Origin of the sequence: Streptomyces sp. NPDC050164, from assembly GCF_044459945.1 — a bacterium.
Taxonomy (GTDB): Bacteria; Actinomycetota; Actinomycetes; order Streptomycetales; family Streptomycetaceae; genus Streptomyces; species Streptomyces coeruleorubidus_A.
Map to the genome: position 1 here is coordinate 255,722 of NZ_JBITJK010000002.1, position 18,536 is coordinate 274,257.

Sequence of the window (18,536 nt, forward strand, 5' to 3'; positions counted from 1 at the left end):
GTGAGGCCGAGGTCGTCGCGCATGCCGTCAGGGCTGGTCTGCAGGCCGTGGGCCGGTTCGACGCGGGTGTGCGCGGCTTCGCCGGCGAGTCGGAGGCATACGCGCAGAAGGACCGGCCTGCGGGCTCCGGCGTCCGGGTTTCCCGACGCCGGAGCCCGGACGGGCGGCCCGACGGCCGCCACGCCGTGCGGGCGCCGTGTTACGTCGCCGGCTCCTGCGTGAGCAGCCGAGCCAGCTCAAGCCGTTTGATCTTGGTGGTGGCGGTCTGCGGCAGGTCCTCCAGCCGCCACTGGACGGGGTCCGCCATCGGCGGCAGCCCGGCCACGGCCGACTGCCAGGCGACCTGGTCCAGCGGCTTGTTGTCCCGCGTGCACACCACGGGCACCGGGATGCCGTCCTGGCCGGGAACGATGATGACCTCGACGAGTTCCGGCACCCGGGTGAAGAGCTTGTCCTCGATCTCGAGGGTGCTCTGGATGCCGGGGATCTCGTCGACCTCGCGGTCGAGCAGGTGCAGGCAGCCGCGCTTGGTGCGGTAACCGACGTCGCCCATGCGCCACCAGCCGTCGTTGACCTGCTTCTCCCAGCGGTGGTGCTCGCCGAGGTAGGTGACGATGCGGCCGTCGCTTCTGACCTCGATGAAGCCGGGGTTCTCCTTGGTGGGCGGCTTGCCGTCACGGCTGACGACGCGCACCCCGGTCATGCCGGGGAACGGCATGCCGACGCAGCGTCCGTTGAAGTCGGCGCCGTCCTTCAGGCAGTAGGTGCGCCCGGCGATCGGGCCCACCTCGCTCTGCCCGTAGGCCTGCGCGAACCGGCGGCCCTTGCGGCGGGAAGCCTGGAGCAGGCGGTTGACGGTGCGGGGGTGAATGGCGTCGAAGGTACTGGAGAAGTACTTCACGTTGGCCAGCGGGCCGCGCGGGTCGTCCGCCAGTACTTCCCAGCGCAGGAACGTGTTGGGGTGGGCCTCGATGAATCCCGGCGGCACCTGGGCGAACAGGTCGGCGACGGTCCTGGGGTCGTCGTCCCTGAGGATGATCAGCGGGTGGCCCTGCATGATGGAGATCGGCATGGCGGTGAACATCCGCGAGTGCACGAACGACACGTGCACCGCGATCGGTTCGCTGCGGCGGACGGCGGTGGCCACCACGGTCGCCTGCGGGCGGTAGCGGGCCTGGAAGCTCTTGCCGGTGTGCACGGCCAGCTTCGGGATGCCCGTGGTGCCGGAGGTGTGCGTGATGAGCGTCGGGTGGTCGACGGGCATGGTGACCGCCGCCACCCGCGGGGCTCCGGCCAGGTCGGCGAAGGGCGTGGCGCCCGGGTACTCCCCGGAGGTGACCAGCACCTGCCGGGAGATCTCCAGCACCTCGGCGGGCAGCGAGTTCTCCAGCTTGCTCTGGTCGGTCACCAGGAAGGGCCGCCCGACCCGGCGCAGCAGTACGGCGACCGTCTCGCCGTCCAGCTTCGGCGACAGCAGCACGGGAATGGCGCCGACCCGGGCGACCGCGCAGGCGAGCAGGGAGATGTCGAAGCCGTCGCTCTTGTGCACGACGACGTGGTCGCCCGGGCGGACCTGCACCGACCACAGCCGGGAGGCGAAGTCGTCGATCAGGCCGGCCAGCTCCGTCAGCGTCGCGCGACGGCCCAACTGGGGGGCGATGTCGAGATCGTGATCGAGGATCACGAAGCTCGCCGGATGCCGGGCCGCCGCGCGGTCGAACAACGTGCCCAGGCGAATTCCCTTGTTTCCTATGCGCTGGAGAAACATCTACCCGCTCTCTCGTCCATGAATGCGGTTTCCCGCACTACCGACCAGCCAAGGAAGAAGTGGAGCTACTGCTTTTCGATGACGTCCTTGATCCGGTCAAGGGTCTCGTCGAGGTCCTGCTCGAGCTTCGCGGTCCAGTCGGTGATGAACTTCTCGCACTCCGACTCGTTCATGTCTTTGACGATCTTGTGAATTCCGGCGGTCGGCTTGCCCATGCGGAAATGATGGGTGAGAACGCTGCCGTCGCCGTCGGCCTCGATGTCGAAACCCCAGATGCTCTCCTGGTCCTCACGGGCGTGCGTGAGCATCATCCACTGGAAGGTCCGGCCCGGTTCCGCCGCGACGACCCTGGCCTCCGTGTGCCAGGTGCCGCGAATCAGCGGAGCCCAGGCCACCACGTCCTCGCTGCGCAGGTTCTCGCCGCGGAAGATCGCGCCGACCGTGGACGGCTCACCGGACACCCACTCGCCGCCCCTGCACTCCGGGCTCCATTCGACCTGGCGCGGCAGGTCGCTCACGACCGCGTAAACCTCTTCGGGACGCGCTGAAATACGCTTGCCGGCGCGCAGTTCGAACAGCGGGGACTTTTCAAGGATTGTGTTGGCCATGACTGAGATCCTGCCGACCGCGGTGCGCCGGGGTCAACCATTGCCGCCCTGATCCGTCAGGTCCCAGAAATACCGGTAAAGGTGACGGAGAACCAACGGGAAAACCCGCCAATGACCCTCCTGGCAGAGACGTCGAGAGACACCAGAAGACACATTGGCGGGTGCACCCGCGCTTTCGTGTGTTTCGTTCACGAGTTTCGGCGCGCCGCCCGGGGACCCGTTCGGCCACCGGCGACCTCACCGGGCCGGATCGGCGACCCGCAGCACCAGCTTTCCGTGGACCTTGCTCTCCTCGAGCATGCGGTGGGCCTTGGCCGCCTTGCTCAGTGGCAGTACCTCCGTGGCACGCGGGCGCAGCAGGCCGTCGGCCATCAGCCGGCCGATGTGGGTGGCGGCCTCGGCCAGTTCGTCGGCGCGGGCGTGGGAGATGGCGAAGCCGTGCACCGATCGGTCCTGCAGGTACAGCGGTCCGGCCGGCAGTACGGGCCGGGTCCGCAGGCCGGCCAGGATCACGACGCGTCCCCGCGGCGCGAGGAGGTTCATCGCCGTCTCGAGGTCGTTGCGACCGGACGTGTCGATGTACAGGTCGACTCCGCCCGGTGCGGCCTCCCCGATCCACCAGGACGCCTCGGGGTCCCGGTAGTCGATCACATTCCGGGCGCCGAGAGCGCGGCAGTAGTCCGCGTCCCGCGCCGAGGCGACGGCGACCACCCGGGCACCGGCCTGAGCGGCCATCACCACGGCGGCACTGCCGACGTTTCCCGCGGCGCCGAGAATGAGGACGGTCTCCCCGGCCCGCACCCGCCCGTGGGTGAACAGCGCGAGGTAGGCCGTCGACGCCGGATGGGAGAGCGCGACCGCGTCCACCGCGTCGACGCCGTCCGGCAGGCGGTACAGCCGGTCGGCCGGCACCACGACCCGCTCGGCGGCGGCACCCTGGCGGCCCGCGTGCCCGAGGCTGCTGCACCACACGCGGTCCCCGGCGCGGAAGCCGGGTGCGCCGGGCCCGGCCGCCACGACCGTGCCCACCAGGTCACGTCCGATGACGAAGGGCAAGGACATCGGCGTCCGCCAGGCCCCTGAACGTACGAAGGTGTCCACGTGGTTGACGGCGGTCACCTCGACGTCGACGAGCACATCGCCGGGGCCGGGCTGGGGAGGGGGCAGTTCACCGACCTGGATGAGATCCGGCGAACCGAGCTCTTCGATGTAGGCGGCAAGCATGGTCTGGATTCTTCTCCAGGCGGGCGCCTTCGCCCACGCCCCGGCGGCTCACCGCTCAGGTTCCGTCACATCGGCGCCCCTGGTCCGTCAAGTCGCCGCCGATGTCTCCCCGTGACCGGCCGCCCTTGACCGCTCCTTGGCCGGTCCTTGGCCGGTTCTTGGCCACAGGCTCCGAGCCTGAGGCGGCAGCCCGCCCCCGGCGGCGCCGCACCCGCACCGCCGCCGGCGAACCGGCGGCATGACCGCGATCCGGAAAATGGGATTCCATTTTCCGGGCCGCCGATCTCGCATGCAACTTTTCGCGGTTTTTGTTTCACTGTCCGATCGACGCGTGAACACAAGGCGTGTTGACGTAGAAAGAACGAGGGGGCGGAGTTGTGGATTCGATACCTCCGGGGAGATTGCTGCAGAATTCGCGGGACGGTCATGTCGACGTTCGCGACCATCTGAAAGGCTTCGGCGGGCTGCACGGCGGACTGGCGCTCGCGCTGGTGACCTCGGCCATGCGGCAGCATGCCGAAGGGCGTGAACTGGTCAGTGTGACGGGCCGGTTCGGCCGCGCCATCGACGCTCCGTTCCGGATCGACACCGCCCTGACGCACGCCGGGCGGTCCAGCTCGATCGTGTCCGGGCGCGCCGAGTCGGAGCGCGGTCCGCTGCTCGACTCCTGGGCGGTCTTCGCCGCGGCGGCCGGCGACGCCTCGTGGCCGACGGTGCGGCAACCGATGCCCGAGGTGCCGAGTCCCAAGGAATGCGACGTGTTCGCGATTCCGAAGGAATTCGTGCCGATCTCGACGAGCATGGAGATTCGCCCGGTGGGTTCGGCACGTCCTTATGGGGGTGGGAACCGGGCCGAACTGGTGGCATGGGTCCGCCTCCTGGAGGACGACATTCCGCCGGACGCCGTGCGCTTTGTCTTTCTGATGGACGCGCTGGCTCCGTCGTACGCGGCCGTGCTCTCGACACTGGCACTGGTGCCGACCGTGGAGATCACGGTGCGGCCCGGGGCGGGGCTGGCGCAGGCGTCGTCGCCATGGCTTCTCCTGCGGGCGACGACACAGCAGGCCGCCGCCTCCGGATGGTCCTCGGAATCGATCGACGCCTGGGATCCGGACGGGACCCACCTGGGCTCCGCCCAGCAGTTGCGCATGGTCCGCGGCGGCTGACCCCGGCCCGCCGCCGTCCTTCGTGAGCGATGAGACCCCGAGCAGAAAGGCCACTTCCGTGCTGGAACCATCCGCAAGCCCGCCTGACGGACTCTCGCTGCCGGAGATCCTCACGGCCCGGGCGGAGGCGCACCCGGACGCACTGGCCTTCCGGTTTCTGCCGGACGGTACGACGGATCACCCGGTGGACTGGACGTACCGGGACGTTGAACTGAGGTCACGGGCGGTCGCCCGGGAGCTCTCCCGGCGCGGGATCGAGGACAGCCGTGTGGTCCTGGCGCTCGACCCCGGACTCGACTACGTGGCCGCCCTGTTCGGCATCCTGCGGGCCGGCTGCACCGCGGTGCCCTCGTTCCCGCCTTTCGGACGCCGGGCGATGGCGCGCTTTTTGTCCATCATGGTGGACTGCGAGCCTCGGGCGGTGCTGACCGACGGCCGGTTCGCACCGCAGGTGGAAGCGTTCGAGGCGCAGTACCCCAAGGGCACCCCGAAGGCCCAGTGGATCTTCCCCGACGAGGCCCTCTTCGAGGGGGACGGCGCCGAGGTGCCGCCGAGGCTCGCGGACCCGGCGCTCCTCCAGTACAGCTCGGGTTCGACCGGTGAGCCCAAGGGCATCGTGCTGACTCACGAGAACCTGGTCAGCAACTGCCGGGTGCTGGAGGCCCACGCGGGCATGGAGCCCGACCGCGTCGGCTGCTCCTGGCTGCCGCCGTACCACGACATGGGCCTGATGGGCACCATCATGCTGGCCGTCCACGGAGGCTGGCCGCTGGTCATGATGTCGCCGGTGCACTTCGTGCAGGACCCGTACCGCTGGCTGGCGGCACTGACCGAGTACCGGGTGACGATCACGGTCGGTCCCAACTTCGCCTTCGACCTGTGTACGTCCTCGATCCCCGACGAGGCGCTCGACTCTCTCGATCTGTCCTCGCTGCGCCAGGTGTTCTGCGGAAGCGAACCGGTGTCCGCGCCGACGCTGGAGCGGTTCCGGGAGCGGTTCGCACGCTGCGGCTACGACGCGGCGTCGCTCATCCCCTGCTACGGCCTGGCCGAGGCGACCCTGTTCGTGACGGGCAAGCCGGCCAAGAGCGACGCCGCCCGGCTGGAGCGGTTGGACAAGGCGGCGCTCGGGACCGGGACGGCCGTGCGGGTCGAAGCCGGTGACACCTCCGGCGTCGAGGTGGTCGGCTGCGGTGTGTCCGCGGTGGGCCACGAGGTGCTGGTGGTCGACCCGCAGACGGCCGAGGTGCTGCCGGACGGCCGGGTCGGCGAGGTGTGGGTAGCGGGCCCGAACGTGGCCGGCGGCTACTGGCGGCGGCCGGAGCTGAGCGCCGCGGCCTTCGGCGCCCGGCCTGCCGGAGCGGCGCAGGCGGGCCCCGGCTTCCTGCGCACCGGCGACCTGGGGTTCGTACTCGACGGTGAGCTGTTCGTGACCGGGCGGCTGAAGGACGTGATCGTCATCAGCGGCCGGAATCTCTATCCGCAGGACATCGAGGCCTCGGTGGAGCGCTGCGACGGCGCGCTGCGCCGGTGCGCCGTGTTCTCCGTGTCCGGGGACGAGGCGGGCGGATCGGACGAAGAGCAGGTGGTCGTCGTCGCCGAGTACCGCGGTACGTCCGGCCAGTTCGCCGCGCAGGAGGAGTCGTTGCGCGCCGCGGTGACCGCGGCGGTCACCGCCGACCACGGAGTGCGGCCCGCCGAGTTGTACTTCGGTCCTCCCGGCACGGTGTTGATGACCACCAGCGGCAAGGTCCGCCGCAAGGCGACCAAGACCGCTTTCCTGGAGGGCACCCTGAAGCGTTTCACGGTGCCGGCCGGCAGCGGGTCAGCGCGATGACGGGCCGGGACGGAACGATACGGGCCGGCGATCGACCGGCCGTCGGAGCCGATGCGGTGCCGCAGGACGGTGAGATCGATGTCGCGGCCCGGAGGCTGGCGTATGTGACCGTGGGAGTCCCGACACTGGGCACCGTCGCGGCGGTGCTGTTCGCGCTGCGGTACGGGTTCGGCTGGGTGGACTTCGGGCTGCTCGCCGGTATGTACGTGATCACCTCACTCGGGGTCGAGGGCGGTTTCCACCGCTACTTCTCCCACCGCTCGTTCTCCGCGAGGCCCGTGGTGACCTCGCTGTGGGGGATCGCGGGCAGCATGGCCGCACAGGGTCCGGTGCTGTTCTGGGTGGCCACCCACCGGCAGCACCACGCCTTCACCGACCGCGACGGCGACCCCCACTCGCCGAGGCCGCTGGGCAACGACCGGTGGGCCCGGTTGCGCGGGCTGTGGCACGGGCATGTGGGCTGGCTGTTCAAGGTGCGCCGGCAGAACTGGGCCAAGCGTGTCCCCGACCTGGTGCGCGATCCGCTGGTGATGCGGCTGAACCAGTACTACTTCGTGTGGGTCCTGCTCGGCCTCGCGCTTCCCACGCTGCTCGGCTGGCTGCTGACGGGAACCATGCGCGGCGCGGTGGGCGGCCTCCTGTGGGGCGGCCTGGTGCGGATCTTCCTTCTCGACCACGTGACCTGGGCCGTCAACTCCATCGGTCACACGCTGGGGGACCGGCCCTATCCCACCCGGGACGGCAGCCGGAACGTGCCGCCGCTGGCGCCCTTGTCGGTCGGCGGTTCCTGGCACAACAACCACCACGCCCGTCCCTCGCTCGCGCACAACCGGCACGGGTTCTGGCAGTTCGACCCGACCGGAACCGTCATACGCGTCATGGACACGCTCGGCCTGGTGTCCGACGTGCGCTACCCGGATCGAAAGACCGCGAGAGGAAAAGGAGTCGCCTGATGTCCACGGCCTCGGCCCATTCAGCGGCGTTGGCGCATGCCATCGTCCGCTTGGACCCGATCAGCCTGCGCACCAAACGGTTCTCCGCACTGACCACGATGATCCTGCCGCTGATCGGTACCGCGGCGGCGGCGTACTTCCTGGCGACCGGCAACTTCACCGCGACCGACATCTGGCTGTTCGCCGCGATGTACTTCGTGCACATGTTCGGCATCACGGTGGGCTTCCACCGCTACCTCGCCCACAAGGCGTTTCGTACCGGCCCGGTGTTCGAGGCGATCATGATGATCACTGCCTCGATGGGTGCCCAGGGACCCGTGATGTGGTGGGTCACCACGCACCGCCGGCACCACCGCTTCAGCGATCAGGAGGGCGACCCGCACTCGCCGAACCTGCACGGACGCACCTTCAAGCAGCGCCTGCACGGCCTGTGGTACGCGCACATGCCGTGGATGCTCAGCCCCGAGAACTCGAAGTGGTCGGTGTTCGCGCCGGACGTCCTGCGCAACCGCCGGCTGATGTACTACCACCGCACCTACGCGATCTGGGTGATCAGCGGTGTGATCCTCCCGGGCCTGATCGGCTTCGCCGTCGAGGGAACGGCGATGTCCGCCCTCACCGGTGTCGTCTTCGGTGGCCTGGCGCGGATCTTCCTGGCCAACCAGGCGGCCTGGATGGTCGGTTCCGTCTGCCACGCGATAGGCGGCCGCCCGTTCGACAACGAGGACCGCAGCGCCAACAACTGGGCGGTCGCGATCCTCACCTTCGGTGAGGGCCTGCAGAACAACCACCACGCCTTCCCCGGTTCCTACCGGCACGGCGTGAGCTGGCTGGAGCCGGACCTGAGCGGATGGCTGCTCGCCGGACTGAAAAAGGTCGGCCTGGTCTGGGACCTGCGCGAGCCGACCAAGGAGCAGATCCAGAAGAAGCGTGAGCAGGCGCTCGCCATGGCGGCCGCCGGCTCCACCAAAGGGACGGAGTGACCGAGCGTGTTCAAGAAGAAGGTTGCCAAGCCGAGCGGCCCCCTGACGCAGGCCGCGCTGCGCGACTGGCTGGTGGCGTATCTGGCCGACCACCTCAAGGTCACCAAGGACCAGATCGACACCTCGCTCACCTTCGAGTCGTACGGCCTCGACTCCCGGGTCGCGGTCCAGGTCTCCGGCGCACTGGAGAAGGTCGTCGAACGACGGCTCTCCCCGGGACTGCTCTACGAGTACCAGACCATCGATGATCTGTGCGGCTACCTGGCCAAGGAGCTCCGGCTTCCGGACCAGGCCGCCTAGGAGGGCCGACATGGGTGCGTTCGACTTCCCCACCGCGCCTGACGCGCAGTTCGAGGAATTCCTCGCCCGGTCCGCGGCGATCGAGGGCGAGCGGCTGGCCGCCGCCGTCCCCAAGAGCTACTTCGAGCCGCGGGTCTGGCGCGGGTTACTCGGGTTCGCGGTCAGCTGGCTGCTGTACGGCGGCGCCGTCGTCGGTGTCGCCTTCGTCCCGCACTGGACGCTCTACCTGCCGCTGTGGATCGTGGCAGGTCTGGGCGGCTGGGGCCTGCACTGCATAGCGCACGACGCGGGGCACGGCTCCTTCTCCCGCAACAGGCGTCTGAACACCGTCATCGGACATCTGTCACTGCTGCCGCTGGCCTACCCGTTCCACTCCTGGCGGCATGTGCACAACATGCACCACTCCAGCACCAATCACCTGGAGTTGGACACCGACTGGCGCCCCCTGCCGGCCGGCGTGTACCGGCGGATGCCACTGCGACAGAAGCTCGTCTACCTGTCGACCAGGACCTGGGCGTTCTGGGGCGGCACCATCAACTACTGGGTGGAGTCCGCCTTCCGGCCGGGCTTCTACCCGAAGGCGGCGCACCGCCGTGACGTGAAGCGCTCCATCGCCTTCGTCCTTGCGATGGGGTTGCCGTACTTCGGTGCGCTCGCCTACTTCACCGGATGGCAGGGAGTGCTGCTGTACTTCGTGGCGCCGTGGCTGGCCACCCACGCCTGGTTCAGCGCCACGACGCTGATGCACCACAGCGCCAGCGACATCCCCTACCTGACGGCCGAGCACTGGACGCGCAACGCCAGCCGCCTCCTGGTCACGACGGATTACGTCTACCCGAAGTGGCTCCTCTTCCTCACCCACAACATCTCGATCCACACGGCCCACCACGTGGCGCCGGTGATCCCCTTCTACAACCTGCCCAAGGCACAGCAGGCGCTGAAGGAGAAGTACCCCGGGATGGTGCGCGAAGAGGTGTTCTCATTCCGCCAGATGTGGGACATCGTCCGCCATCTGCACTTCTACGACACCGAGTCGGGCTTCTACAGCGACCGCTCGGGCAGCAAGGTGCCGCCCGAGGGGGCAGCCGGTTCGAAGTTCGCCGAGGCCGGACGGTGACCGGACGCCGAGCCGTGCGCAGGGTGGTCCACGGTGCGCTGAGCGCCATCGCGCCGGGCGCGGCAGCGCGCTGGGCGACCGATGTGTTCAGCGACACCCGCAGGCTGGGCCTGCGGCCCGACAACGTGCTGCCGCTGGGCGCGCGGCGGTTCGCGGTGGACGGCTCCCCGGACATCTCCGGAGGGTACGTCTGGGGTGAGCCCGGTGACGGGCGCCCGACGGCACTGTTGGTGCACGGCTGGGCGTCCGACAGCAGCAGCATGCATTCCTTCGTCGGACCGATGCGGCACCTGGGCTTCACCGTCGCCGCGTTCGACGCACCGGCGCACGGAGTGTGGCCGGGGTCCCAGGCGACCATGACCCAGTACTCCGGGGCGGTCGCGGCCGTGCTGGGCACCCTGGGCAATGTGAGCGTGATCATCGCCCACTCGCTGGGCTCGATCGCGGCGATCAGCGGGGCCGCCCTGCGCGGGGCCGAGCTGGACGCCCTGGTGGTCATCGCGCCCACCTGCACGCTGAGCGGAGTGCTCGACAGGTGGGACGGCGCCGGGCTGCGCCTGGGACCCGACACGGTGCGGCGCGTCTACGCCGAGCTGCACCGGCGCAACGGCGTGCCCGTCAGCCACTGGGACGCCGTCGCACGCGGCGAGGGTCTGGACTGCCCGGTGCTCGCCGTCCATGACCCGGCCGACGCGGTGGTGCCGTACTCCGATGCCGAGGTGATCGCCCGGGAGCTGCCCGGGGCCCGGCTGGAGGCCGCCCCGGACGTCGGCCACATCGGCATCCTCAGCTCCCCGCGGGTCCAGGCCGGCGTCTCGGCGTTCGTCGCCGGACACACCGCCCGCGACGCGCCCGTGGGCCCGTGATCCGCAGTCAGCAGTCCGCAGTCCGCACCGGCCCAGGAGACGCGTCCGCCTCCGGGCGGGTGCCCGGTAGCAGAGAAGTAAGTGATCCCATGAACGACCTGAGTGTCCGGACCGCCAAGCGAGCGTGGATGTGTCTGCTGTGCGGCTGGGTCTATTACGAGGAACTGGGGCTGCCGGAGGACGGGATACCGCCCGGCACCCGCTGGGAGGACATCCCCGACGACTGGGAGTGCCCCGAATGCGGCGCGGCCAAGGCCGACTTCGTGATGGAACAGCTGTGATCAGCACCGCCCGTTGACCAGTGACCGATGAACCACCGGGAGCAGAAGTGACCGAGTCTCAGACCTTGGCCGAACCGCTGGACGTGATGATCCGGCTGCTGTCGCCCGAGGGCAAGCAGAACCCGTACCCGCTCTACGAGGAATTGCGCGCCCACGGCGGCCTGGTGCGGCTGGGTGAGACGCATCTGCTCGCCGTCGGCCACGAGCAGTGCGCTCGGGCACTGCGCCACCCCGGCCTGCTCCAGACCGATGCGGCCATGCAGGACCTGCGCATGCCCGGCTGGCGCGAGCACTCCTCCTGGGTGTGGCTCACCAAGAACATGCTGTTCAGCAACGAGCCCGATCACGAGCGGATGCGCCGGTTCTTCTCCAGCGCCTTCTCCGCCCACAGCGTCGCCGCCTTCGCCCCGATGGTGGAGCGTCTGGCCGACGAGGCGGTGCGGCACCTGGAGAGGCTGACGGCCGACGGCGGCAGCGTGGACCTGGTGGAGGAGTTCACCTACCGGTTCCCGATCGCCGTCCTCGGTGAGCTGCTGTCCCTGCCCCAGGAGGACCTGCCCGGACTGCACCCTGTCATCGCGGCCATCACCACCTCCATGGACCCCGTCAGCGACCTCGGCCGGCTCCAGCCGGCGGACGCCGCGATGGACCGGCTCGCCGAGTACGTCACCGAACTCGTCGCCCTGCGCCGCGCGGAGCCCGGTCCGGACCTGACGAGCGCCTTCATCCGCGCCCGCGACGCCGGCAGCGACCTGACCGAGGAAGACCTCATAGCCAACCTCATGGCCGTGATCGTGGCCGGCAGCGAGGCGCCGCAGGACCTGCTCGGAAACGCCGTCCGCATCGCCGTGGAGAACCCCGAGTACGCCGAACGCATCAGGCGGGAGCCCGAGTTCGTCTCCCGGTTCCTGGAGGAGGTGCTCCGCTTCGATCCGCCGGTGCACGCCCTGAACCGGGTCGCCGGGCAGGACCTGGAGTTCTTCGGCGAGAAGATCACCCGGGGCAGCGCGGTGACCCTGCTCATCGCCGCGGGCAACCGCGACCCCGAGCGCTTCGCCGAACCCGACCGTTTCGACCCCGACCGGGAGGGCAACAAGCAGCTGACGTTCAGCGCCGGCGCGCACTACTGCCTGGGCGCGGCCCTGGCCAGGCTGTCCGCCGAGACCGTACTGCCCCGCCTGCTGCGCCGCTTCCCGAAGCTCGCCATCGTCGGCCTGCCCGGATTCCGCGACCAGATCGTCCAACGCGGCCACGACCGCCTGCCGGCCACCCTCGGCTGAGGCCCGGGAGAAGAATCTCATGTCCACAGCTGTTCCCCTGCGGGCCGCCAGGTTCGGTGTGGTCCTCGGCGTGGTGTCGGCGGGCGTGGCGATGTCCAACCTGGACGTGTTCATCGTCAATGTCGCCCTCCCCGACGTGGGCGCCCACTACAACGGCGCGTCCCTCGCCTCGCTGTCCTGGATCCTCAACGCCTACGCCGTCGTCTACGCGGCCTCGCTGATCCCGGCAGGCGGGCTCGCGGATCGCATCGGGCCACGCCGCGCCTATCTGGCGGGGCTCGCGGTCTTCGTCCTCGCCTCCGTGGCGTGCGCACTGGCGCCCACCGTGTGGACCCTGGTCGCCGCCCGGATCGTGCAGGCGGTCGGCGCCGGCCTGCTCATCCCTTCGTCGCTGGGCATCCTGCTCATCGCGGCGCCGCCGGAGCGCCGCCTTGGGGCGGTCCGCACCTGGAGCGCCATCAGCGGGCTCGCCGCCGCCTTCGGACCTCTCGCCGGCGGTCTGCTCACCGAGCTGGACTGGCGCTGGATCTTCCTGGTCAACGTGCCGATCGGGGTGGCGGCCTGGGCGGTGGGCCTGCGCGCCGTGCCCGCCACACCGGCCCGCACCGCGAGCGCTCGCGCGGACGTGCTCGGCGCCGCTGCGCTCACCGGTGGGATCGCGCTGCTGTCCCTGGCCGTGGTCCGCAGCGAGGACTGGGGCTGGGCCTCGAGCCCGGTGCTCGGCTGCCTGGCGGGCTCAGCCCTGGCACTGGTGTTCTTCGTCGTACGTTGCGCACGTCACCCGTCCCCGGTGCTGCCGCTGAGCCTGCTGCGGCTTCCCGCGATGCCCTTCGCGACCCTGGCCAACCTGGTCTTCGCGGTGGCCTTCGCGATGATGCTGCTGTCCGCCGTGCTGTGGTCGCAGGACGTCTGGCACTGGTCCCCGCTCGCCACCGGACTGGCCATCGCCCCGGGGCCGTTGATGGTGCCGATCCTCGCGATCGGCGCCGGCCCGTTCACCCGGCGGTACGGAGCCGGCGCGGTCTCGGCGTTCGGGTGCGTGGTGTTCGCCCTCGGCATCGGCTGGTGGACGCTGGTCCTGGACACCCGCCCCGAGTACGTCACGGGGCTGCTGCCCGGCATGCTGCTCACCGGCATCGGCGTCGGACTGACCGTGCCCACCCTGGTCGGCGCAGCCGTCTCGGCGCTGCCGCCGACCAGCTTCTCCACCGGCTCCGCAGTGGTCACCATGGCCCGCCAGGTCGGCTCGGTACTGGGCGTCGCCGTCCTGGTCGCGGTGCTCGGCAACTCCCACGGCGCGGACCGGATCACGGCGTTCGACCACGGCTGGTGGCTGACCCTCGCCCTCGGCCTGGTCGCGGCGGTGCTCTGCCTCGCCATTCCCCGCCCCTCGCCCGCGAAGGAGAAGCAGTGATCACGGTGTCCCCCGCGGTGTGGGGGTCCTGTCCGCCGGGACGGCGGCGCGCGGTGGTGATCGTGGAGGAGCCGTACGCCGGGCTCGTCCGTGTCGAGCCGACCGGGCGCCACGCCGAACAGCGCGTGATCGCCGCCGGACCGGGCCGTTCCCTGACCGGCCTGCTCACCGAGGCGGGCCCGGACGCTGACGTCCTGGTGCTGGCCGCCGACGAGGCGTTGCTGACGGCAGCCCCCGAGGCCGTCACCCCCCGGCGCACGGTGGCCGCGGCCCACCTGGGTACCGGAGCGGACCGGATCCACCGGATCCGTCGCGTGCTGCGCTGCCTGGCGCAGCAGCGTCCCGCGGAGTCGGCGCGCCGTGAGGAGCGGCTGTCGCGGGCCCTGCAACTCTCCGGTTCCCTGACGCTCACCGAATCGCTGGCCGGTTCCAGGGCACGGCTGCAGCGCGCCGAAGACGCGGGCGGCACGGAACCGTTCACCCCGGGAAAGGTGCACGCGATCCCGCCCACCTGGCTCGCCCTGGACACCGCCCTGTCGCTCGGCACGCCGACCGGAGCGGTGACGGTCAAGGGCCACCCCGTCGTCGGCGGCGACCGGGTGGGCCGCAGGGCGGTGTACGACCGCCTGACGCCGCTGGTGCGCTATCCGCTGGTGCTCGACGTCCGGGACGGCCGGGCCACTCCGGTCAAGGCCGTCGAGGCCGGTTCCGACCTCGCGGCCGCCACCCTCGAAAGGCTTTTCGAGATCGACCCAGGCATGAGCGCCGTCACGGCGGTGGCGTTCGGGTCCCACGACTCGACCCCGAGGCCGCCGTACGGCACCAGGACAGGTGGTCGCCCGGCCGCCGAGCCCGTCATCCACCTACTGCTCGGCGGCTTTCACACCCGGTTCCAGCTGGCCCTGCCCTGCGTCACCACCACGGTGCGACCGGCGTCCGGCGGGCCCGTACTGGAGGGTCCGGCACCGCGGACGGGCCGCATCTGGCGGCAGCCGCCGGCGGCCAGGCGGATGCTCCGCACCCCACCCCGGAACCTGCCTGCCGGGCGGCCCGCCGCCGGACGCCATCCGGCACGGACGCCATGAGACAGGCAGAGCTACACAACTGTTCGACATCTATCCCGTGTTGACGGATCAATCACGATATGGAGGTGCTCCCATGGGCACTCTGTCAGGCAAGGTCGCTCTGGTGACGGGCGCGAGCAAGGGCATCGGACGGGCCATCGCCGAGCGGCTGGCGGCGGACGGGGCCCGGGTGGGCGTCCACTACAACAGCAGCGAGGCCGCGGCCAAGGAGGTCGTGACCGCGATCGAGGCGGAGGGCGGCCAGGCGTTCCTCGTCCGGGCGGAGCTCGGAGTGGACGGCGATGCGACCGCCCTGTGGGCGGAGTTCGACAAAGTCGCCGACGGGCTCGACATCCTGGTCAACAACGCCGGTGCGGGGCTGCTCGCCCCCATCGGCAATGTGGAGGAAGCCGACTTCGACAAGCTGGTCGCAGTCAATGTCAAGTCCTTGTTCTTCGTCATCCAGCAGGGTCTGGACCGGCTGCGTGACGGCGGCCGGATCATCAACGTCTCCAGCGCGACCACCCGTATCGCCATGCCCAACGTGGTGGCCTACTCGATGACCAAGGGCGCGATGAACACCCTGACGCTCACGCTGGCGGAGGCCTTGGCCCCGCGCGGCATCACGGTCAACGCCGTTGCCCCGGGAATCATCGACACGGACTTCAACCCGTGGCTGGCCCACCCGCAGATGCGGGCGCTGGCCGAGAGCTGGTCCGCCTTCGGCCGCACCGGTACCCCGGCGGACGTGGCCGGTGTGGCGGGCTTCCTCGCCTCCCCCGCCGGCGGCTGGGTCTCCGGTCAGGTGATCGACGTCAGCGGCGCCTCGTCGCTCGGCAACGGCCCGGCCCCCAAGGGCTGAGCCCTCTCTTCTGCTCATGGACGACGGGCCCCGGGGCAGGCTGGGGCCCGTCGTCACACCCACGCATCTCCAGGAGTTCGTCCATGCCGATCATCAACCGAAGACGCCTGATACAGGGGGCAGCCGCCTCCGTGACCGCGCTGGCCGGCAGTACGGCGCTCCCGGGCGCGGACCCGGCCGCCGCGGCGGCGTCCGGGTCCGCGCCCGGAGCGACGGTGACCCCCACCGACCCGCGCTACCCGTTGCTCACCACCGGCAACAACCAGCGGTTCGTCGCGGCGCCCGACTACATCAAGATGATCAGGTCGGCGTCGGACGCCGCCTCGGCCGTGCAGGCGGCGTTCAGCGCGGGCAAGCGGGTGTCGGTCCGCAGCGGCGGCCACTGCTTCACCGACTTCGTCTGCAATCCGGAGGTCGAGGTCATCCTCGACTGCTCCGAGATGACCTCGGTGGGCTACGACGACACCAAGCGGGCGTTCTTCGTCGAGCCGGGCGCCCGCCTGCAGCATGTCTACGAAGCGCTCTACAAGGGCTGGGGCGTCACCCTTCCCGGCGGTGTCTGCTACGGAGTCGGTGCGGGCGGTCACATCGCCGGCGGCGGGTACGGTCTCCTCTCCCGCCGGAACGGCCTGATCGCGGACCACCTGTATGCCGTGGAGGTCGTCACCGTCGACGCCGCGGGGACCACCAGGATCGTCACGGCCACCCGTGAGGCCGACGACCCGGGCCGCGACCTGTGGTGGGCCCACACCGGCGGTGGAGGAGGGAACTTCGGCGTCGTGACCCGTTACTGGCTGCGTTCCCCGAACGCGACGGGCACCGCTGCCCAAGCCCAGCTCGTGTCGCCGCCCTCCCACGTGCTGACGCACATCCAGTCGATTCCCTGGAGTGAACTGGACCAGGCGAAGTTCACCCGGCTGGTGAAGAACTTCGGTGCCTGGTTCGAGGCGAACAGCGCCCCGAACTCGCCGTATCGCCACCTGAGCAGCATTCTCAACGTCTACTCCACCGCCGGCAGTGGCCTCAATCTGGTCACCCAGGTCGATGCCGACATCTCCGGGGCACAGCAGCTGCTGGACAACTATCTGAAGGCGGTCCTCGCCGGCGTCACCACCACACGGGCGCCGGCGCGCAAGCTCCCCTGGCTCCAGGCGACCCAGCTTCTGGGCACCATCAATGCCACGCTCAACGACCCCACGCTGCGCGGGGCCCACAAGTCGGCGTACCTGAGGACCAACTTCACGGATGCGCAACTGGCCGCGCTGTACGCCTCGATGAGCAGGCCCGACTACCGCAACCCACGGGCCATGCTGGTGCTTTTCTCCTTCGGCGGGCAGGTCAACGCCGTCTCTCCCGACGCCACGGCCGTCGCGCAGCGCAGCTCTGTCATCAAGATGCTCTACCAGACGTTCTGGACCCGCTCCGAGGAGGACGCCACCCATCTGGCGTGGCTGCGCAACCTGTACGCCGCGGTCCACTCGGCCACCGGAGGCGTGCCCGGACTCGATGGCCAGACGGACGGCTGTTACATCAATTACCCGGACACCGATATGGCGGATCCTGCGATCAACACCTCCGGTATTCCTTGGCAGACGCTCTACTACAAAGGCAATTACGCACGCCTGCAGAAGGTCAAGAAGAAATACGATCCGTCGAACTACTTCCGCCACTCGATGTCCATCAAGCCGGCGTAAGCCCGAGAAGTCAGCGAGGGTCTCATGGGGGCACGGATAACGTCACCGACCGGCGCCGAGAGCGCGAGGATCCTGGGCGTCGGCGCCTACCGGCCGCAACGCGTCGTCACCAACGAGGAAGCGAGCCGCCACATCGACTCCTCCGACGAGTGGATCCGCTCGCGCACCGGCATCGTCACCAGACACTGGGCCGCTCCGGACGAATCCCTCGCCGACATGGCTCAGGCAGCCGCCGGCAAAGCGCTCGCGACGGCGGGCCTGGCCCCCGAGACCGTCGACTGCGTCATCCTGGCGACCTTCACCCATCTGCGGCAGACGCCCGCGGCGGCGACGGAGATCGCATACCGGATCGGGGCCGTCAACGCGGCCGCGTTCGACATCTCCGCGGGATGCGCCGGCTTCGTCCACGCGGTCGCCCTCGCCGCCGACGCCATCCGCAGCCGCGGCGGGTACGTCGTGGTCGTGGGCGCGGAACGGATGACCGACCTGCTCGATCTCGAGGACCGGTCGACGGCGTTCATCTTCGGGGACGGCGCGGGCGCGGTGGTTCTCGGCCCCTCCACCGAGCCGGGCGTCGGCCCGGTGGTGTGGGGCGCGGACGGATCCGAGTCCGAAGCCATCGCGCAGACCGTCTCCTGGAACGCCCTGCGGGACCGGCCCGGCATGAAGTGGCCCGCTCTGCGCCAGGAGGGGCAGAAGGTCTTCCGCTGGGCGGTCTACGAAATGGCGAAGGTCGGGCGCAGGGCCCTGGACGCGGCGGGCGTCCGGGCCGGCGATCTGGATGCCTTCATCCCGCATCAGGCCAACGCTCGCATCATCGATGCGCTCGCCAGATCACTCGATCTGCCCGACCACGTGGTGGTCGCCAAGGATGTCGTCACCACGGGCAACACCTCGGGCGCGTCCGTGCCGCTGGCCATGGACGCACTCATGAGCACGGGCGCGGTCCGCTCCGGTGGGCTCGCACTGCTGCTCGGTTACGGGGCCGGACTCTCATACGCGTCGACGGTTGTCACCCTGCCCTGATCCGGAAGTCCTTACTCGCCGGAGGCCTTCCCTCCGCCCCCCCGCAGCCCCGATCATGGTCCGTGGAATCGGACCAGGCCGTGGGAGAGGTGT

Annotated in this window: 17 protein-coding genes; 14 read left to right on the plus strand and 3 right to left on the minus strand. The window is 70.1% G+C overall.

The annotated features are described in order from the left end of the window. Positions 1-199 precede the first annotated feature (199 nt). From ACIBNA_RS03910 to ACIBNA_RS03920, 3 genes are all read right to left on the minus strand, one after another. Positions 200-1,768 carry a class I adenylate-forming enzyme family protein gene (locus ACIBNA_RS03910; protein ID WP_399163682.1) on the minus strand — a complete coding sequence of 523 codons (1,569 nt, stop codon included), beginning with the start codon at positions 1,766-1,768 and terminating at the stop codon, positions 200-202. Between the two features lie 65 nt (positions 1,769-1,833). Beyond that, on the minus strand, positions 1,834-2,376 hold the full coding sequence (locus tag ACIBNA_RS03915; RefSeq protein WP_399163683.1) for an SRPBCC family protein: 543 nt from the start codon (positions 2,374-2,376) through the stop codon (positions 1,834-1,836). Positions 2,377-2,613: 237 nt separating this feature from the next. Beyond that, the gene (locus ACIBNA_RS03920; RefSeq protein ID WP_399163684.1) at positions 2,614-3,600 is read right to left on the minus strand and encodes an NADPH:quinone reductase; all 987 of its coding nucleotides are present in this window, start codon (positions 3,598-3,600) and stop codon (positions 2,614-2,616) included. 401 nt (positions 3,601-4,001) lie between these two features. On the opposite strand from ACIBNA_RS03920, the gene ACIBNA_RS03925 reads away from it, so the two are divergent. The 14 genes from ACIBNA_RS03925 to ACIBNA_RS03990 all read left to right on the plus strand — a co-directional run bounded on the left by ACIBNA_RS03925 (position 4,002) and on the right by ACIBNA_RS03990 (position 18,443). Continuing rightward, positions 4,002-4,766 carry an acyl-CoA thioesterase gene (locus ACIBNA_RS03925; protein WP_399163685.1) on the plus strand — a complete coding sequence of 255 codons (765 nt, stop codon included), beginning with the start codon at positions 4,002-4,004 and terminating at the stop codon, positions 4,764-4,766. Between the two features lie 58 nt (positions 4,767-4,824). Continuing rightward, the gene (locus tag ACIBNA_RS03930) at positions 4,825-6,603 is read left to right on the plus strand and encodes a fatty acyl-AMP ligase (protein WP_399163686.1); all 1,779 of its coding nucleotides are present in this window, start codon (positions 4,825-4,827) and stop codon (positions 6,601-6,603) included. A gap of 56 nt (positions 6,604-6,659) precedes the next feature. Then, positions 6,660-7,556, plus strand: coding sequence for an acyl-CoA desaturase (locus tag ACIBNA_RS03935; protein WP_399163687.1), 897 nt, complete (start codon positions 6,660-6,662; stop codon positions 7,554-7,556). Then, the gene (locus tag ACIBNA_RS03940; RefSeq protein ID WP_399163688.1) at positions 7,556-8,539 is read left to right on the plus strand and encodes an acyl-CoA desaturase; all 984 of its coding nucleotides are present in this window, start codon (positions 7,556-7,558) and stop codon (positions 8,537-8,539) included. The genes ACIBNA_RS03935 and ACIBNA_RS03940 overlap by 1 nt, the downstream gene beginning before the upstream one ends. Before the next feature lie 6 nt (positions 8,540-8,545). Beyond that, a complete protein-coding gene (locus ACIBNA_RS03945) occupies positions 8,546-8,839 on the plus strand; it encodes an acyl carrier protein (RefSeq protein WP_399163689.1) in 294 nt (97 codons plus the stop codon). 10 nt (positions 8,840-8,849) lie between these two features. Beyond that, positions 8,850-9,956: a fatty acid desaturase gene (locus ACIBNA_RS03950; protein WP_399163690.1), complete on the plus strand. Its 1,107-nt coding sequence runs from the start codon at positions 8,850-8,852 to the stop codon at positions 9,954-9,956. Continuing rightward, the gene (locus tag ACIBNA_RS03955) at positions 9,953-10,822 is read left to right on the plus strand and encodes an alpha/beta fold hydrolase (RefSeq protein WP_399163691.1); all 870 of its coding nucleotides are present in this window, start codon (positions 9,953-9,955) and stop codon (positions 10,820-10,822) included. Before ACIBNA_RS03950 ends, ACIBNA_RS03955 begins: the two co-directional genes overlap by 4 nt. A gap of 89 nt (positions 10,823-10,911) precedes the next feature. Then, positions 10,912-11,103, plus strand: coding sequence for a rubredoxin (locus ACIBNA_RS03960; RefSeq protein WP_274816441.1), 192 nt, complete (start codon positions 10,912-10,914; stop codon positions 11,101-11,103). Between the two features lie 47 nt (positions 11,104-11,150). Continuing rightward, a complete protein-coding gene (locus ACIBNA_RS03965; RefSeq protein WP_274816442.1) occupies positions 11,151-12,383 on the plus strand; it encodes a cytochrome P450 in 1,233 nt (410 codons plus the stop codon). A 19-nt stretch (positions 12,384-12,402) separates the two neighbouring features. Beyond that, entirely contained in the window at positions 12,403-13,797 is a 1,395-nt protein-coding gene (locus ACIBNA_RS03970; protein WP_399163692.1) for an MFS transporter, read from the plus strand. Further along, positions 13,794-14,882, plus strand: coding sequence for a hypothetical protein (locus tag ACIBNA_RS03975; RefSeq protein ID WP_399163693.1), 1,089 nt, complete (start codon positions 13,794-13,796; stop codon positions 14,880-14,882). Before ACIBNA_RS03970 ends, ACIBNA_RS03975 begins: the two co-directional genes overlap by 4 nt. Positions 14,883-14,955: 73 nt before the next feature. After that, positions 14,956-15,723, plus strand: a complete 768-nt coding sequence (locus ACIBNA_RS03980; protein ID WP_399163694.1) for an SDR family oxidoreductase — start codon at positions 14,956-14,958, stop codon at positions 15,721-15,723. Positions 15,724-15,806: 83 nt separating this feature from the next. Beyond that, positions 15,807-17,417 (plus strand): FAD-binding oxidoreductase, encoded by a 1,611-nt coding sequence (locus ACIBNA_RS03985; protein WP_399163695.1) that lies wholly within the window; start codon positions 15,807-15,809, stop codon positions 17,415-17,417. A gap of 24 nt (positions 17,418-17,441) precedes the next feature. Next, on the plus strand, positions 17,442-18,443 hold the full coding sequence (locus ACIBNA_RS03990; protein WP_399163696.1) for a beta-ketoacyl-ACP synthase III: 1,002 nt from the start codon (positions 17,442-17,444) through the stop codon (positions 18,441-18,443). Positions 18,444-18,536 lie beyond the last annotated feature (93 nt).

Excerpts from the sequence above, each read along its gene's own strand:
- ACIBNA_RS03910 (WP_399163682.1), bottom strand. The coding sequence starts at position 1,768 with ATGTTTCTCCAGCGCATAGGAAACAAGGGAATTCGCCTGGGCACGTTG.
- ACIBNA_RS03915 (WP_399163683.1), bottom strand. The coding sequence starts at position 2,376 with ATGGCCAACACAATCCTTGAAAAGTCCCCGCTGTTCGAACTGCGCGCC.
- ACIBNA_RS03920 (WP_399163684.1), bottom strand. The coding sequence starts at position 3,600 with ATGCTTGCCGCCTACATCGAAGAGCTCGGTTCGCCGGATCTCATCCAG.
- ACIBNA_RS03940 (WP_399163688.1), top strand. The coding sequence starts at position 7,556 with ATGTCCACGGCCTCGGCCCATTCAGCGGCGTTGGCGCATGCCATCGTC.
- ACIBNA_RS03950 (WP_399163690.1), top strand. The coding sequence starts at position 8,850 with ATGGGTGCGTTCGACTTCCCCACCGCGCCTGACGCGCAGTTCGAGGAA.
- ACIBNA_RS03960 (WP_274816441.1), top strand. The coding sequence starts at position 10,912 with ATGAACGACCTGAGTGTCCGGACCGCCAAGCGAGCGTGGATGTGTCTG.
- ACIBNA_RS03970 (WP_399163692.1), top strand. The coding sequence starts at position 12,403 with ATGTCCACAGCTGTTCCCCTGCGGGCCGCCAGGTTCGGTGTGGTCCTC.
- ACIBNA_RS03980 (WP_399163694.1), top strand. The coding sequence starts at position 14,956 with ATGGGCACTCTGTCAGGCAAGGTCGCTCTGGTGACGGGCGCGAGCAAG.
- ACIBNA_RS03985 (WP_399163695.1), top strand. The coding sequence starts at position 15,807 with ATGCCGATCATCAACCGAAGACGCCTGATACAGGGGGCAGCCGCCTCC.
- ACIBNA_RS03990 (WP_399163696.1), top strand. The coding sequence starts at position 17,442 with ATGGGGGCACGGATAACGTCACCGACCGGCGCCGAGAGCGCGAGGATC.